Genomic DNA, 17,780 nt, shown 5'->3' with positions numbered 1-17,780 from the left:
ATTATTCATCAATAATTATCGACTAAGAAAATCGTTTTCTTTTCATAAAACTGTTTCTGTAGCTGTGGAACACAAGCTTTTTTTCTTTTATACAGTTGATTACTGTGGAAAACTCTCTGAATAGTGGCCTTTAATCAGAAGACACCTCTTTTTTAAGTAAAAACTGAGCAATAAAATAGAGCATTTGCTGAAGTAAAAACATGGTAGAAACAGAGGCTGTTCCACAAATTGATGGATCCAATTCAGGTATAGTCAATACCGCGTCATGCAATTTTGCATGATTATCTAAAACCAAATCTGCAATTTCAAATAATCGTAATCCACTACTATGCTGCGATTTTATACTTCTAGATAAATCAAAACCCGTCACGATGATTACTGGATACTCATGCTCTTTGATCCACTGCGCGAGTTCAATAATAGCCGGGTTACGTCCTTCATTTGATAACAGTAAAAAAATATCTTGAGGGTTTGTCTCTATCTGTTCAATAATTGCTTGACCGGTTCCCTCTAATCTCTCGTAAATACCATCAGCTGGATTTTTGATCAATTTCCCTGGGACGATATCTGGAAGCTGTTCCCAAAATTCAAAAGCCACACCGCTTAACGTTCGGCTAGCGAAAATCTGTAACCGACCTCCGGCAGCTATTCGCTGAGCAATCCAAGTTCCTGCTTGAATCATTAATGGTTCTTCTACACGTAGTTTTTCTTCCAGCTGTTGATAATAATCAAAATAACGTAAACTCATAAGTCTCCCCCACGAATCAAAATCAATAGAAACAGCTGCCTAATAAAGTGAAAACAACAAAACGGCAGTTGCCAACTTACTTTGTACTCGTCGTTATTTTTCCCCAACAAAAAAAGGTATTGAGCGTCTAGCCCAATACCTTGACATAGCAAATAAACAAGCGTGCAACCTTCATAAAAATCTACATAGGGGTAGAAATTTCACCTTAGATTAGGTACAATAAAAAGGTCGATGCACTGCATTGACTATGGCAAAATGATTGGTCAGCGCGTACTGACAAGTCATTCCCTGTTTCTTAGCGCCAACTAAGAAACAGGGAGCCTTTTTTTATTCAGCTGTTTCTATCTGTTCTCATTGTAAGGAAACTATTTGCTGAGTGCAAGAGGTGAATCATCAAAAAACAAGAGTACGACATCTTTTCATAATTATAATCTTGTTATTATATTCTAACTTTCCCCACTTCTTAGCTATTCTAAACAACTTATCATAACGTTTTTTCAAATAACAAGCAGTCAAAATTTAATTAAATAAATTTTGTACACATATATTCTCAAATAAAATTCTAAGAAAAAGGCTGGAATCTTGTATTTCAACCAAAAATCCTGATTTTTGGTTGACTACAGCTATCCAGCCTCTTTTTTATTCTTTTACTGAACGATACGGAGCCGCATGCTTTCCTTTTTTGATCAAGTGCATTCGATGACCCAAATAGCGAATATAAATCACCACATACAACCCTATCAATACAGCTGCAAAAATTAATGCGGTTTGTGCATCAACTGCAATTTGTAACATCAAACTGCCAATCGCAATCGTTGCTAAATACCAAATTAAAATCAATCCTTTTTCTTTGCGCTTTACCATCTGATACATGACATAAAAACTGACACAAATGAAAGGTAATAAGATTAACCAATTGCTTCCTTCCAGTAACCACTTCAATCCATCAAGCAATGATTGAGCAATTGCTATTAGTTTTTCCATGAAATCCACACCTTCTATTTAAATTCCGTTTGACAAAAACTCTTCATCATTTTACTACTAATTCAAAAAAAATGTTGATTTTTCTTCTTTTATCTTATGCTATTTTTGTACACTTAAGTAAAAATTAAAGCTTCTTTTAGGTATACAATCGGTTCAAGACTTAAACGAATCGATTCTTTTTTTCTAATATTAGCTGCTTTTGGACGCGAGAGAAATCAGTAATAGTATCTAGCACTTCATAAAAACCTAAAATTTCATCGATTTCTTGTTCATTCAAACCATCCACAGCTTTATGCCCAGCTTGAACCAATGCCCTTTGTTCTCGCCAAAAATCGCTGATAGTCTGTACCGAGTCTTCTATGAGATCATATATACGCCATTGGTCAGCCAAAGTCTGAATCAATAGCTGTTTCTTTTTCACGATGGCTGAACTCCTTAATTTATCATATCCATATTCCTCTTTCCACAAAATATAACTTTGTTTCGTTGGAAATAATATCTCTTGTACTTCTTTATTGTTAAAACCCAAAAAATGAAGTAATAAAAAATAGCGAGGATTGATTACCGTCTCTTTTTTTGTACTATGTTTTGGTATTTTCTGCTTATCTACTAAAAGTGTGGCTAACTGTTTCACTCTTTGAGGTGTTTCCTTTTGAGAATGATACCAGTCAGGATTTTCATTCAAGAGTTCAAGCAACTGTATTCTAGCAGCTTTTTTTAAATCTTTATCTTGTTTAGTCATCTCAATCGGCCATTGAAATTCTAAGCCGCTGACACTTCCCTCCACTTGTTTTTAGCAACAAAATTATGCACTCTATTTATTTTATAGTAAACCACGCAAGTGTCAAATAGAAAGAGGATGTCAACGACATGTTGACATCCAATAAATAAGGATAAATTATCAGAAAGCACTTAAGCAATTCATCTAAACACAAAAAAGTAGAGCCCAAAATGACTTAGTCTCTACTTCAAATCATTACAAGATCAATTAATTTAATTTTTTTCCTAGTTCAATCAGATATTCTCTTAATGTTTCACCAATTTCTGGATGTTGCAATCCATACTCGATACTCGTCTTCATGTAACCAAACTTATCGCCAACATCATAGCGTGTTCCTTTAAATTCATGTGCAAATACACGTTGACTTTTATTCAGTTCATCAATCGCATCAGTTAGCTGAATTTCATTTCCCGCACCAGGTTTTTGTGTTTCCAAAATAGTAAAGATTTCTGGATTTAACAAATAACGGCCAATAATAGCCAGATCACTTGGTGCGTCAGTTGGATCTGGTTTCTCTACAAAATTTTTCACACTATAAACGTCATCTGAAACTAATTCACCAGGATTGATAATGCCATATTTCGACGTATCTTCATGCGGAACACTCATAACAGCAATTGTCGAAGAGGTTGTTTGCTCGTAATCGTTCATCAATTGTTTTGTCAAAGGAATGTCATCCACCATCAAATCATCACCCAGCATCACAATAAAAGGTTCATCTCCTACGAAAGCTTTTGCCTGTAACACGGCATGCCCTAACCCTTTTGGATGAGATTGACGAATAAAGTGTAAATTGACGTTAGTCGTTTCTTCCACTAATTTCAATAATTCATTTTTTTCTTTTTCACGTAAGTTTGTTTCCAATTCAACATTTGAATCAAAATGGTCTTCAATTGGTCGTTTTGCTTTTCCTGTAACAATTAAAATATCTTCGATTCCTGAAGCCAAAGCCTCTTCAACAATAAATTGAATCGTTGGCTTGTCAACAATTGGTAACATTTCCTTTGCCATTGCTTTTGTTGCAGGTAAAAAACGTGTCCCCAATCCTGCTGCTGGAATCACAGCTTTTCTAACTTTTGTCATGATCTGTTCGTTCCTTTCTCACAATCATTCATTTAAAATAATATTACTCATTGAACTATTATAGCAGAGGTAAAATAGGAAACCTACTTTCTTTCTGTTTTATGCTCCACAAAAAAGTAGAACAAAACGATTACCGTTTTGTTCTACTTTTTAATATTTACATAAATTCATTTTCCGTCTTGCCATCACGCAACATGATATCTTTTGCAGCTTGCTTGATATCTTTATCTTCATATAACACACTATAGATGGTCTCAGTGATTGGCATCTCCACATTTAATTGCTTAGCTAGTTCAACAGCGGCTTTTGTCGTTGAAACACCTTCAACAACCATCCCCATATTTTCTAGAACCTCAGCCAATTTATGTCCTTGACCCAATAAGTTTCCTGCACGCCAATTACGAGAATGAACACTCGTACACGTAACAATCAAATCGCCCACACCGCTTAATCCAATAAATGTCAGTGGGTTAGCACCCATAGCCACCCCTAGACGACTGATTTCAGCTAAACCTCGAGTCATGATAGCCGCTTTTGCGTCATCACCAAATCCTAGTCCATGAATAGCGCCAGCGCCGATTGCAATAATATTTTTTAATGCAGCACCTGTTTCCACGCCAATTACATCGTTATTTGTATAGATTCGGAAATAATCATTCATAAATAAATCTTGAACAAATTCTGCTGCATTTTGATCAATACTTGCAGCCGTAATCGTCGTGATGTCGTGAACGGCAACTTCTTCTGCATGACTTGGACCAGAAAGAACAACGATTGCTTGGCGTTTTTCTTCTGGAAGTTCTTCTGCAATCACTTCTGAAATGCGTTTGTGTGTGCCTTGTTCTAATCCCTTACTTGCATGAATGATGATTGGTTTTGTATTCATTTTTTCTAGCAATTCTTGCGCAACTGAACGAATAGCTTTTGTTGGGACAACGAATAATACAGCATCAACACCATCAACAGCTTCCGCTAATTCTTTATATCCTACAATTGATTCAGGAATTTGCAAATCTGGCAAAAAATGTTTATTGGTATGATATTCATTGATCTCATCAATTTGTTCAGGAACATTTCCCCAAATTCGAACATCATGCCCATTTTCTGCTAAGGTTTGTGCTAAGGCAGTCCCCCAAGAACCTGGACCTAAAACTGCGATTTTTTTCATTAAATTTCTTCCTTTCAATTGTGAATCTGAAAATTACTTAATCCAAAATATTAACATTTTACCTTACTGTTGCTCATATTTCATGTAATAGTAAGAATCATTGTCAGGAGCATTCTCACGAATCAATTCCTTACCTTTCAGGTAGAATTTATAACTCTTGATTTCCGAATTAATATGGAATGTTTTTGAAATATAATAAGTATCTTTGCTGTTGACCAAATCCGGAATATTTTTATTATCTAATTTTTCAAAAGAGGCTTGGTCTTCTTTTTTCACCTTTGAATTATAATACTCATCAGAAACAATGAAGCTTTCTTGTTTCAAACCTAGATAATTATCTTTTTGCTTAATTGTAGCCATGATACGTCCAGTAAATAATTTATTATCTGTGTATGTTCCTATAAATATATTTGACTGATCAATCGGTGAGAAACTTAATTTTTTAGCAGTTTTTTCCCACTTCACATGATCAAACGTTGCTAATTCTTCTCCACGATAATTTCCTTCTGAAAGATAAAATTTCCCACTAACAGTTGAAAAATCAGCCACTGGTGATAGTTTAGAATGAATATTTTGGTAATACCATAAACCACCACCACCAACTAGTACTATCAATATTAACACAATACCAGCAATGATCCACCCTTTGGATTTTTCTTTTTTAGTTCTTTTAGTCATAACTATGCCCCTTTTTTAATATGATTTTTTATTGTTCAGTCATAAGTCGTAATATTTCTGCTTTTGTTTCAGAAAAATTATTTCTTGGAAGGTTCAATTTCGTTAATCCCTTCCCGCCAACTTTAAATAACTCTCCTACTTCTCGCGTAACTCCAGTAAGAGTTAGATTCGTATCTATGGACTTTTTTAACTGATTAAATTTTTTGACTAACGAAATGGGGTTCTTTTTTTCCAGAATTTTTTGCTTATATAAGCGTATCACGTGCTCTTGTCTTGAAAAAACAGTAAAACGTTCAGAACTATCCGGATAACATGTAAAAAATATTTCTAACTCTTCAAATGTTACTTTCTGCTTACCACGTTTAAAATCAACTCCCTCTTGACTAAATTCAGAAGGATTTGAGATAGTAATTACTCCATTTTGCGATAATTCTTCCATAATGATTTTTAACAGGTTTTCTTTGGTAACAACAATATAATTTTTCACTGGTAAATTGAACTCTTTCGCAAACCATAGCATGAACTCTGATTTATCAAGTAAAGTAAACTGTTCACTCAAGTATACTTTATTTTCTGTGACTGTTTCTGGAAGAAATCGCATTAAAATATATTTTTTACCAGTCGAACAATAATAATAAAAAGTACTATTTTGATTATCATCAATAATTAGTAAAGTCCCCATCTAAATTTCCTCCTAAATATAGTCAACAAATTTTGCTCGAAATTTCAAATGGATGTGCGATCCAATAATCAAAAAGATAAGTGTGATACACCAGAATATTAAACCATATGTCCCTTTATTCCAAAACCACTCTCTTGATAAGAATGTATCTCTAAAACCGTCAATTAAATAATAAATAGGATTCAATTTTAAAATTTTTACCAATCCTTCAGGTAAATTTTTCGTATCAAAATTCCAAATTGCTCCTGAGATGTACAAAAATAGTCTAATTGTTGACTGTAGCATAACGTGATAATCTCTAATTAATGTACTGATAGTTGCATTAAACAACCCAAATGCAAATAAAAAGACAATCATTGAAAACAAATAATATACATATTGTAACCAATAAAGTGAAGGGAATATTCCGCCTATGATTAAGAGAATCACTACAAAAGTTGTCATCCAGAAATACGAAATGAGATTGCTAGTGATCGAAATTGAAGGCAATATACTAACCGGAAATTTCATTTTAGAAACTAATCCTACTTGTTTATAGATACTATTTGAGGATTTTAAAATTGTTGATTGCATGAAAAACCAAGTAGTAATTCCTGGAAGCATCCATAAAATAAACGGAATTCCAGATACCGATCTACCACCATTAAGACCCAAACCAAAAACTAAATAGTAAATTGCAATTTGGATAATAGGATTTAAAAACTGCCAAAGAAGTCCTAAGTAATGATTCTGATAGGTGGCTTTTTCTTCATATCGCGACATTCTTAGAATAGTTTGTAAATTATTAATTTGTTCTTTTATAATAATTTGTACTTCTTTCATAATTAATTCTCCCCACTCTGATTAAATATTTCAGGTATATTGATTACTTCTCCTGAGTGTAAAGAATCTGTCTCTAGCCGGTCATTTGCTTCCAATAGTTCTTCGACAGATATATTATTAGTGTAAGCAATTTGGCTCCATGTATCTCCTGGAAGAACAGTATATTTTTTCATTTCGTTACTGGACTGAAACACTTCAGATGATTCAACTGTAGAGCTTTTTTCTTTTTCTGTCGTCGATTCACTTACAGGTTTTTGAGTACTCGACTTAACTTTGTTTTCTGTTAGAGATTTTTTACTCTTAGTTACATGCTTTTGAATAAAAACAATGGGATTCTCTAAGAAAAATGTCAACGATTTTCCCGAAAAACTAATTACTGAAAATAATAATGTTAAAAGAATTAAACACACTAAAATTATCTTAGTTGAGTTTTTCATATTATCTCCAACTTGGTTGCGTTGTAATTTACTTTGCAGGTCCTTTCGCTCGGATCTCAGTAAAAGAGTTGATTCTTGTTTTTTTGTTACTTCCTTATCATATAAATTTTCTAAACTAAAACTACTTTGCTCAGATTTATATTTTGTTTGATATTCTTTTTTTTCTTCCTTAGATAACGACTTAAACCACTTTGTAAATTTTTTATATTCATCAATTACTTCATTAGTAGGTCCGAATGCTTTTAGGTCACCATAATGCATCCAAATCGTTTTGTCACAAAGTTTTGTTACTTGACCTAATGAATGACTTACAAAGAAAATAGTCTTTCCTTCTTTTTTAAAATCTAAAATTTTATCAACACATTTTTGATAGAAAGTATCATCTCCTACAGAAAGAGCCTCATCAATAATTAAAATATCAGGATTTTGATGTACAGCTATAGAAAACCCCAAACGGGACTTCATACCACTTGAATAACTTTTAACAGGTTGATAAATAAAATCTCCCAAGTCAGCAAAATTTATAATCTCTTCAATATTTTCATTGATTTCCTTGTTGTTCATCCCAGACATTGTACACTTTAAGCGAATATTTTCTATTCCACTCAAGGGATTTTTTAGTCCAGCTCCTATTGTCACAATTGATGTTTCACCCGAAATTATTAGCTCTCCAGAAGTTGGAGGAATTATTCCGCCGATAATGTTAGAGAGAGTTGATTTGCCGGAACCATTTATACCAATTAAGCCGACAGCTTCTCCTGCAAAAACATCAAAAGATACACCTTTAAGCGCCCAAAACTGCGGAATTTCTTCTTTGCTAGTTCCAAACAAGCTTTTTAATTTGTCAGATTTTTTTTGGATTAGATCATATTCCTTAGTTATATAACTTGCATGAACTTTTATTTTTTTATCTAAATCACTCATTTTTTGGTCCTTTCATTTAACTAAAACATTATCTATTAGTCAAAGGTACTTTCAAGAATCTCTTTCCATAGTTGATCCACTTTATGTCTACTTTCATCAAAATCAACTGTATTAGATCGATCATTTTTTCGCCAATCATTACTAATTCCCTTAAAGTGTCTGTGATGAATTCCTTCAATCTCATCGGGAACAAATCCAGGTGCAAATTTATGAAGCCAAAGCTGGATATTTGTCGGTATTCTTCTAGGATCAAACGCATATTTATATGTCGTAGCTGGACGCTCTATATCATAATAGTAGAAATCCGAGAATTTAGGAATTGAATCATAATTTGAACGTATATTCTCTATCCATCTGCCATTGAATCGGACTGCGCCTGAAGCACTTTCTTTAACATGATCAAAAATTGTCCGTTTATCGTCACAAACAATTAGTTCATCAATATCACAGTTGATTACTCCTGCACTTTTTAGAAAAAACCTATTTCTAGAATGTTCTAACATTACGTATTGTGCATAATCTGAATCATGGTTACCTGGTCTAGTTCCGATTGGTCCAAATTTATAATGCCAATCGACAACATATCCTTTTTTTAAACCATTGACACTTTGGAGGGTCATGAGTAACTCTTCGTTTGTATAGGTCTCCGAATTATTATTATACACAATCACACAATCTACATTGTGGTTTTTCACATAGAAAGTTGCCCAGTCCTTTATCCAACTCAAATTATTGTCCTTATTAATTGTTACTAAACAATTTAAATCCTCAAAATTATCTAGAATATCCGCCCCAATAGTTCCGCTAGCATGAAATCTTCCTGCATCAATTCTAAAACTTCTATCTGTTTTATTATAACTTTCATGATAACTTAGAGGAAAAATGACCTTTTGTTCTTTCCATCCATTTTCTATCAAAGGAAAATCAGTACGTTTTGATCCAAAAAGTGTATATTCAGCCATTTGGAAAAGACTTTCCAAATTTCTAAATGCCGGACCTGAAAAAATCACTTTTCCATCTGATTCAAAGGCATCATAATATATTGTTTTATAGTCAAATTTTTTTACATAATCTTTTTGTCTTTCTTTAAATGGTCGTGGCGCTCGTCGTGCTACTGGAAAATTATCATCAATTGCTGCCCCTGAAGGAACTATGATATCAAACGAATCAATACTATACTTATCTTTCTTTTCAATTAACGAGGTATTATAGTCGGTGATTTGTTTTTGTTTCTTAATATTTTGGGCTTCATTTGAAATAACAGCCTGATCTATATCTTTCATAAAATGTTTATAAAAGTTTGATTCAAAATGATTAATGCTATGGTCTCCTGGAGCCATAACGTCAGCGTGGTATCCATAGTCATAACTATCTATAGTATTCGCTAAAGGAACCAATGAAATCAGATAATCAGAAAAAACATTTGCAATCATATTAAAAGTCTTTACCTCTGTGTCTTTTTTAGGAAAAGGCACCAGTTCACGCTTTTCATTTAGGTAATGACTTGCAGAATTTGTCCGATTTACAATGATTCGATTTTCAGGAACCACCTTTAAAACTTCTGAGAGAAAATACTTTGCATTTTTCTTAAATTCTTCGAAATAATCAGCAAAATTTTCCTTTGCCTGATACAAAGTAAACTCTGGATATTTTTTCATATATTCATAATTAAAATACGCATTTGTCAATCGAGATCCATCTGGGTATTCAACGTAACCTCTTTGAATATCACCATGAAGATCGATAATCAAGTAATCAGGTTGAACTTCAGCCAGTTGTTTGAAGAATAGTTTATTTCTCTCAGTTTTAGACCATATCTGTGGATTAATATTCATCTCTTTATTCAGAGTTGGATCGTCCACAGTCTTAGAGACATTCGCTCCAAATGTACATAATGAACTTTGAAATTGAGTAAGGACGATATTATATTTATTTTTATAATCTGGATTGTAGAAGTCAGTTGATGTAAATGCCCGTCTTGAATAACATGAACCAAATATTGCAATTTTTAGCTTATCTTTTTTCGTAGCATTAAAAGATAAAAGAGCTTCTCCTTTCCCACCTTCTACTACTTCCTTTGATTTATTACTTTTAGAATATTTTATTCTAACCATCGTTCCATCAGAAAACTGTAAAAAGAGTGAATACCTTCTTTTAGCATTCACGGTTTTAAAGCGATACATGCGATCGACAATAATTTTATACATTCCCTTATCTTTCAAAGGTATTGGTGTTATAGGTACATTCATAAACTCCGTCATTATGTACCTTTCCCCTAACGCATCAACAAAAATTAAATTCGTAGCAAATGCTAAGTCCAATGGAGATTCTAATTGAATTTCAGCTTGCTCACCTTTTATCTGTAATTGAGTTAATAGAATGTTCTTTGTACTTTTAAAATGTAGTGCAACATTTCGCTTAGCGTTATAAAAACGATATGTTAACAAATCAGATATATGCTGGAACTGATTCATCGTATCTGGGATATCTACCTTGTATGTTTTTTCCTTATTATCGATTTCTTTAAAAAAATCATAAATCGTTCCATCAACTGTTTCTTCACTAATAATCTTCATTAACTCTTCTGCTGAAGATATTTTATAAGTCTCACTCTTGTCATAAGCAAATACAGTTTGATGCAATCTTTTTTTTATTATGACTGGAAAATCAATAAAATTCTCTACCATCAATTATCAACTCCTATTTTACTATTTTTTTTAACAAGTTTTTTTTAGTTATAAGCTTAATACCACCATTTTTTTTCGATTGAACATTAGAATCAATGATTGCATCATAAATCCGCTTCGAATTGTCATGATCCATCAATGAGAAATAATCCTTACGCATATTCGCATAAACTTCTTTTTCTACAAAACCATTTTCTATCGTTTCTTGGATAAGCATGATCAACTTATCTGATGTGTAAGCTACATCCCCAAATAAATCTTTTTTCGGATCCATGTAGAGTCCTTCATATTGTAAATATTTTTCTATATCAAATTGGAAAAAGACACAAGGTTTCTTTAAGTAATACATTTCCCAGATCACACTTGAATAATCTGAAATCATCATCGAACTCTTCATAATTAACTCGTCCATTGGAACCTCTAAAAATTCATATTTATCGATTATTTCTGGATCAATTTCAAATAGATCAATATATTCTTTGAACTTTGGATGTAAGAAAAAAGCGATTCTTACATTATTCGCTACAAGTAATTCTTTTAATTCCTTCGAAGCTAAAAATTGACTATATTCTTTAAAATAATCCGTTTGAATAAATTTTTCTTTAGGTAGACCGTCCATCCAAGTCCGCCAAGTTGGCATTACAAAAATTTGACGATACGGAATTTCACTTGTCCTATCCCGCATGACATCCCAACGAGCCAATCCAGTTACAGCTACTTCTTCTTCCTCATATCCCCACTCATTGATTACTAAGCGTTTTTCGTATTCTGAAGGTACAATTACTAAGTCAAATACATTTCTATTTTTATAGAAGTCAGGAACTTTCTTCAACCCATTCACACCATGTTGTAAGTAAGCTAACGGTTTTTCTGTTAAAACACGTCCCATATAGGTTTCTTTTTGCTTCAAATTATAAACATTACGCTTAGTGTCAGAAGAAATCAGTAAAGTTGAAGAAAACAAATACAAGAAATACTTAAATGACATAAAGTTCAATGTACGATCTTTCTTATCATCCAAGAATTTTGCTTCGGTTGCATGTTTATCAATCACATAATAAAACTGATCATGTTTTTTGTTTTCATAGCAATAATTAAAAAAGTGATAACCACTGTCATGAGCTGAGGAAGCTAGTTTTTCAAAACCTATCCAAATATCTTTTTTAGCAAAATACGGTTTCATCAATCGAGCTAAATAGTAAGCAGATTGTTCCTTAAAGTTATTCCATTTGGTTTCATAGCTTTCTCTTTTTCGATAAGTAAAAGAAATATCCTCACTAATTGTAATATACGGGTACATTAAAAAATCGTCTTGCGTATGGTATTGATATTTAAGTGTGTTACTTCTAATATTTCGTTTAGCAGCTTTACTTGCTTTATTTATACGTACAAAATAACGTTGTTCATTTACATTTATCTCAACATACAGATCCCAATATAATGGCTCAAAATCATACATTGATAAATCAATTGTTGTTTTGATTAAAAGATGATTTTTCTTTTGATCAATAGTAAAATCAGTTATTTTTATTCGTTCTAGCATATCCTTGTTACGTTTCACCAGTAAAACACTTTGAACAGATATGTCCTCTTTGTTTTTTGTTTCTAGCTTACAAGTTAACCTTACTTCGGGTTTTTTATAAACAAAATCGGCTACTTGCGTTTTTATTTCATAGCGCTCTTTAGCTAAGTTAGATAAGTTATTTTTTACAAGTGACAAGGTATTGCTGTTAGTCAAATACAATTCAAAATGTTGAGAATACGCTGTTTTATGCTGACCATAAGTTATTACTCCAAAAAAACGATTCTTTTTATCTTTAGGTAATTTTTCTTTATTTGCTAAACGCATCAATTTATATTGACCTTCACTAAAAACATATAGGTAAAAATCGAAACGAGCTTTTTTTAATTCAGCTACCTCATCCTCCATGAAACTACGTAAATTACTGTGATAATAATCATCCTCATTATTCAAAGGAAGAGTATAATTTAATCCCTGTCCTCTTTTATTGATGATTAATTGTGCATTTTTAAACTGCCTTTCTAATTTGAAACTAAGCTGATAATCTACCAATCTCAAATTAGAAAACTTGATTTTACCATGTTTTTTTAATTCTTGATTTGTGAAATTAGTTGGAATTTCCGTTTTCTTCAACAAATACAGTTGATTATTTTCTATAAGTAGATCTTCGGCAAAATTATCTCCTTCTAGAAAGATTTTTTTGACTGAAGTAAGTAGTTGTTGATTTCCAAGATATAATTTTACTCTCCCACATAATTCAGGAAATAAGCTTCGATTAAAGGTGATTTGTCCATCTCTCACTTTACCAAATAGCCATCGTTTCCCTATTAAGAGAGAAGCTTCAACCATTGAGTGAGTAGCTGGTGCAGTCAGAACGATGGATTCATTCACTACATCTATATTAGTTACTTTCAGCTCTAAATTGTGATATTCTGTATGTTTCATTTTAGTATTTGCTAAAAATTTAACACCGTCAAATACAATTAATCGTCCACTGATGTGAGCAACATAATGTTGTGCAATAGATACCTCATAATTACGATCAACTAAAAAATCAATTGCACTGATATCTTCACCCAAACAGAAAAATATTTGAGGATTTTCATCAGTTCTATTTAGATTAATAGTCGCTAGTTCATTATCCTTTCTCCCAATTATAAGAGGCTCAGCCATTACTCCATTGAAATTTTTATTTCGATATGGCACAGTCTGAACACAAAATCCTACTTTCGTCTTTGAAATAACTCTATAGCTGTTGTTTTGTTCATCCGTTAAAAACAGTTTGCTGCCATCCTCTACAAGAAGAATTTCATTACCCACGTTATCGATAATTTTGAATTCACCTGTAATAAAATGTTCAATATTTAAACTATACGTATCCGTATTTTCTTTTCTAAAAGGAAATTTTTCCCCAGAGACTGAAATTAGTTCACAAGGGTTTTCCCATGTGATATAGAGTCTATCCTCAAAAATCCGCACACTATTCATTATTGATCCACTCTTTCTTTGACTATTGTTTCATAAATTCTTTGACTATTTCCACGGTCATGATAATTAAAATATTTTTCACGCAACACTTGATAAGGCTCTTCTAAAATAAAATTTTGAGAAATTGTTTGTTCAATTGTACTGATTAGTTGATCAACTGTTGTGGCACGTTTACCGAATAATTCCGTTTCCATGTCAATATAGCTTCCTTCATATTCATTATATTTTTCATAATCAAATTGGAAAAAGATAACTGGTTTTCCCATATAAAACATATCCCATGTAACAGATGAATAGTCACTAATCATTAATGAAGATGCCATAATCATTTCGTTTACCTTAATATCGCCAAAAGCATAAAGCTTGATTCGCTCACTCGGTGCACTAAATTCTGAAATGTAATTTTTGAATTTAGGATGTAAGAAAAAGATAATCTCTAAGTCATTCTCTTTTAGCATTGTCTCTAACTTACTTGAAGCTAAAAAGCCCATGTAGTTATTATAGTAATCTGTTTTGATAAACTCTTCTTTAGGCATATCTTCCATCCACGAACGCCAAGTTGGCATAACAAATATTTTTTTACGTTCTTGTTGACTCGAACGATCTTCCAATAAATCCCAACGAGAAAAACCAGTAACTGCAATCTCATCTTCATCGTACAGCCAATTTTCATGTAAAATTTCTTTCTCAAAGTCGGATGTTGCAACTACCATATCAAAATTGCCTCGTCCTTTGCTTTTCTTAAATACATCTGAACGTTTTAATGCGGTAACACCATGCTGTAAAAATACACTTTTCTTTTCTTGAATTGCTTTCGCAGCACGTCCAGATCTCACTCGAATATTATGCACATGTCGCGGTGTTTCAGACGCAATCAATAATTTAGAAGCATATAACATAACAAAGTAGCGATACGACATATGGGTAAGAATATTTTTATGTTCTTTTTTGGCATTTAAATAATCTTTTGAATCTTTCGATAATACATAGTAATACTGCTGTTTGAGATTATTTTTCTGTACATAATCAAACATTGCATAACCGTTATCTTGCGCCGTTTGAGAAAATTTTTCAAATCCTAACCAAATACGTTTTTTATCTAAATATCCTTTGAATAAACGATAAGTTAAGTAACCTGCTTTATCTTTAAAACTTGTCCACTTGTTTTCGTAATTTTCTTTTTCTCTGATCATAAATGCGATATCGTTAGAGAATGTAACATATGGGTAGATGATTTTAGATTTATCGTCACTCAACAAACTATTATTCAAATAATCGGCTTCCACTTGATCCAATATTTCTTTTTGCGTCCCTTTTATTTTAATTGGATAAACCACTCCATTGAATTTCATTCCAACGAACAGATCCCAATACAGTGGGAAAAACTTATTCCAATCCATTTCAAAAGAAAATTCAACTTCATTTTTTGTTTGGTTGATCATTTTACAATTGATTTGCATGTTATATTCTTTACTTCGTAGTTGCAAATAAGCATTTTCCACTTCAAAATGTTCTTGACTGTTTAGTACTATTTTGAATACATAGCCGTTTCCAGCTTTTTTCATACCTTTTAATTTTGTTTGTACTTGAAAATACTCTCTCGCACCAGCAGTATAGGTTGAAAACACACCACAAATAATATTACTTTTTGTTGTGTAAATTAAAAATGATTGCTCTTCAGTTAGTCGAGTTAGACTCAACCCTTCTTTACGCTTTTTGCTCTTTTTCATACGTAACTTGCATTCCTCATATTTTGAGTAGGTCGTCTCAAGAGAAAGACGAAAATCAAGACGTGGAAATGCTCCTACTGAGTTTTCGATAAGTGGGGACAAGTCAAACCCAATAGCTGGATCATCTTCTGTTCGAACCTTACTTTCTAAAATAATTTCTTCCTTCGTTGCACGTTTGATAACTTTTAACTGGATAGGAGATTTGATGCCATCCAGCTCAGGAATAGTTAAGTTTAGAAATTGCTTCTCAATCGTTAGTTCTGTTACATCTAAGTCTTTCGTAATCACTTTTTTCATGAATCTTAAGTATGCTGGATAAACATCTTGCAATAAACTGATTCCTTTGTCCTTATTGACATACAAACCAACATTATATTTCTCAGGTTGCTCATTATGATGTGCAAACTCCATCAGTAATTTACCGGGAAGTTTTTCAACTACACTATCCTTGATTTTTAATGGCGAACGTTTGATTGCTTCAGATGCGATTTCTTGAAGATAAAAATCACCATAAAGTTTTGTATCTTGTTCCAATTCGTTCTTTATATCCGAGAGATCAGCAAAATAGCTACCGTCTTCCATCAGGGATAAATGAATTAAAATCAAGTCAGTTTTTCCACGACGTTTCATTATTAAATTTTGTTTTAAAGAGAATCTTTTTTCTGGTACTAAAAATAATTTTTCCCCTTCAGACCAGATATTCTTGATTCCTACAGGTTTCGTAACTTTGACTGGATAATTCTTAGCTATAAAAGTTTCATAATCATAAGTTATCAACATGGTTTGCTTGTGGTGTTGAATGAGTGAATAGCTTAATACATTCTGTGGCTGAACTTTTAAGTCCAAATAAATTTTTTGCTTTGTGATACCATTGATCCCTATAATTTTATATTCTTGATTTGGAGAAAGTGGTGTCTTCAATAAATCTAATGTGAATCGCTCACCCGATTTTTGCCAAGGAATGTAACGTTCTTTTGTTTTGCCTTCCAAAGCGATTTCTTCTAGATTATTTATTCTGATTTCTAAGCTACTAAAATTATTTTTTAAAACCGGTTGTAAGTTTGTGAGTGGTTCGATCCAAATAGAATTACCTTTAATAAAAAATTTCACTTGGTTCCCGAGTATCTCGGGATAGTTTTTTAAAACATGTAATTCCTTTTTGGAGAACTTATAAGGTACGAACGCTTGATTCTCTTTTTTAAACAGCTGGATTTGTTGACTTGGTAGCAAAGTAAGACCTTCTTTTGTCAACTGAGAATAATCTGTTTGTTGCGTTTTAATATATACATTTTTTAAATTTTGAATATCCTGTACAGAGGTTACAAATGCTTTGTTTCGAATAAGCATTGTTTGTTGTACATTCTCTAGTAGAAAGAATGATTCTGATAAAGGATAAAATTGAGCATGTTCATTTTCTACTTTTGAAGTAACGATTTTGGTAGCGACGTATTGATCTAATACATATTCAACAAGATAAAAAGAAGAACTGCTGAAGCTTTGAATAACTTCTAACTCCTGAATCATTTCGGTTAGATCAACAGAAAGTTTATTGTCTTTTTGATGACCATTGATCCTCAAATAGTAACCAGATTCATTTTTCACAAAGAAATCGACTTGCCGATAGTTTGCGATTTCTTCAATTGTCAAATGATTATTTGTCAATCGAGCTATGATTTGTTCATCATTTTTTATGATTTGATTTGGTGAGATCATGTAGTTAAATATCTTCGATTCAGAAATAAAGAAATATTTTTCTTCTAATAAATGGATAGGTAACGAACTATCTGAGCTATCTGTTAACTCATTGACCTTAATTGTTCCAAAAAGAGTGACTATTTGTAAGGGACGATTAAAAATGTTTAATCCTTGAATAGAAAAGCGATACCCCATTCCTTCTTTACTTGCAAGTATTTCATATGTTTTTCCAGATATACATTCTGTCAAGTACAATTCTTCAATTCTCTCTTCACCAGATAATTCAATATAAATTGATTGATTATCATAAATTAACTTCTTAGCTACTAACGTTGTTTTCAATTTGTTCAC

At 32.4% G+C, this 17,780-nt stretch carries 12 protein-coding genes; all 12 read right to left on the bottom strand.

What is annotated here, in order from left to right:
- Positions 1-130: 130 nt before the first annotated feature.
- Positions 131-748, bottom strand: coding sequence for an SIS domain-containing protein (locus DOK81_RS06610; protein ID WP_206909490.1), 618 nt, complete (start codon positions 746-748; stop codon positions 131-133).
- Positions 749-1,387: 639 nt separating this feature from the next.
- Entirely contained in the window at positions 1,388-1,732 is a 345-nt protein-coding gene (locus tag DOK81_RS06605) for a hypothetical protein (protein WP_206909489.1), read from the bottom strand.
- A gap of 160 nt (positions 1,733-1,892) precedes the next feature.
- Positions 1,893-2,474: a hypothetical protein gene (locus tag DOK81_RS06600; protein WP_206909488.1), complete on the bottom strand. Its 582-nt coding sequence runs from the start codon at positions 2,472-2,474 to the stop codon at positions 1,893-1,895.
- Positions 2,475-2,720: 246 nt separating this feature from the next.
- On the bottom strand, positions 2,721-3,596 hold the full coding sequence (gene galU / locus DOK81_RS06595; RefSeq protein WP_206909487.1) for a UTP--glucose-1-phosphate uridylyltransferase GalU: 876 nt from the start codon (positions 3,594-3,596) through the stop codon (positions 2,721-2,723).
- Positions 3,597-3,753: 157 nt separating this feature from the next.
- Positions 3,754-4,764: an NAD(P)H-dependent glycerol-3-phosphate dehydrogenase gene (locus DOK81_RS06590; protein ID WP_206909486.1), complete on the bottom strand. Its 1,011-nt coding sequence runs from the start codon at positions 4,762-4,764 to the stop codon at positions 3,754-3,756.
- 63 nt (positions 4,765-4,827) lie between these two features.
- A complete protein-coding gene (locus DOK81_RS06585) occupies positions 4,828-5,442 on the bottom strand; it encodes a hypothetical protein (RefSeq protein ID WP_206909485.1) in 615 nt (204 codons plus the stop codon).
- 28 nt (positions 5,443-5,470) lie between these two features.
- Positions 5,471-6,124 (bottom strand): hypothetical protein, encoded by a 654-nt coding sequence (locus DOK81_RS06580; protein WP_206909484.1) that lies wholly within the window; start codon positions 6,122-6,124, stop codon positions 5,471-5,473.
- Positions 6,125-6,136: 12 nt separating this feature from the next.
- Positions 6,137-6,946, bottom strand: coding sequence for an ABC transporter permease (locus tag DOK81_RS06575; protein WP_206909483.1), 810 nt, complete (start codon positions 6,944-6,946; stop codon positions 6,137-6,139).
- A gap of 2 nt (positions 6,947-6,948) precedes the next feature.
- Positions 6,949-8,307: an ATP-binding cassette domain-containing protein gene (locus tag DOK81_RS06570; protein ID WP_206909481.1), complete on the bottom strand. Its 1,359-nt coding sequence runs from the start codon at positions 8,305-8,307 to the stop codon at positions 6,949-6,951.
- Between the two features lie 35 nt (positions 8,308-8,342).
- Positions 8,343-10,994, bottom strand: coding sequence for a DUF6270 domain-containing protein (locus DOK81_RS06565; protein WP_206909480.1), 2,652 nt, complete (start codon positions 10,992-10,994; stop codon positions 8,343-8,345).
- 13 nt (positions 10,995-11,007) lie between these two features.
- Entirely contained in the window at positions 11,008-14,004 is a 2,997-nt protein-coding gene (locus tag DOK81_RS06560) for a CDP-glycerol glycerophosphotransferase family protein (protein ID WP_206909479.1), read from the bottom strand.
- Entirely contained in the window at positions 14,004-17,771 is a 3,768-nt protein-coding gene (locus DOK81_RS06555) for a CDP-glycerol glycerophosphotransferase family protein (protein WP_206909478.1), read from the bottom strand. The genes DOK81_RS06560 and DOK81_RS06555 overlap by 1 nt, the downstream gene beginning before the upstream one ends.
- Between the last annotated feature and the right edge of the window lie 9 nt (positions 17,772-17,780).

Origin of the sequence: Enterococcus sp. DIV0660C, from assembly GCF_017316125.1 — a bacterium.
GTDB lineage: Bacteria > Bacillota > Bacilli > Lactobacillales > Enterococcaceae > Enterococcus_B.
Note: the sequence above shows the minus strand (reverse complement) of the source record. Positions and strands in the feature narration are given on the sequence as shown.

Coding starts and splice junctions, on each gene's coding strand:
- DOK81_RS06610 (WP_206909490.1), bottom strand. CDS start 748: ATGAGTTTACGTTATTTTGATTATTATCAACAGCTGGAAGAAAAACTA.
- DOK81_RS06605 (WP_206909489.1), bottom strand. CDS start 1,732: ATGGAAAAACTAATAGCAATTGCTCAATCATTGCTTGATGGATTGAAG.
- DOK81_RS06600 (WP_206909488.1), bottom strand. CDS start 2,474: ATGACTAAACAAGATAAAGATTTAAAAAAAGCTGCTAGAATACAGTTG.
- galU (WP_206909487.1), bottom strand. CDS start 3,596: ATGACAAAAGTTAGAAAAGCTGTGATTCCAGCAGCAGGATTGGGGACA.
- DOK81_RS06590 (WP_206909486.1), bottom strand. CDS start 4,764: ATGAAAAAAATCGCAGTTTTAGGTCCAGGTTCTTGGGGGACTGCCTTA.
- DOK81_RS06585 (WP_206909485.1), bottom strand. CDS start 5,442: ATGACTAAAAGAACTAAAAAAGAAAAATCCAAAGGGTGGATCATTGCT.
- DOK81_RS06580 (WP_206909484.1), bottom strand. CDS start 6,124: ATGGGGACTTTACTAATTATTGATGATAATCAAAATAGTACTTTTTAT.
- DOK81_RS06575 (WP_206909483.1), bottom strand. CDS start 6,946: ATGAAAGAAGTACAAATTATTATAAAAGAACAAATTAATAATTTACAA.
- DOK81_RS06570 (WP_206909481.1), bottom strand. CDS start 8,307: ATGAGTGATTTAGATAAAAAAATAAAAGTTCATGCAAGTTATATAACT.
- DOK81_RS06565 (WP_206909480.1), bottom strand. CDS start 10,994: ATGGTAGAGAATTTTATTGATTTTCCAGTCATAATAAAAAAAAGATTG.
- DOK81_RS06560 (WP_206909479.1), bottom strand. CDS start 14,004: ATGAATAGTGTGCGGATTTTTGAGGATAGACTCTATATCACATGGGAA.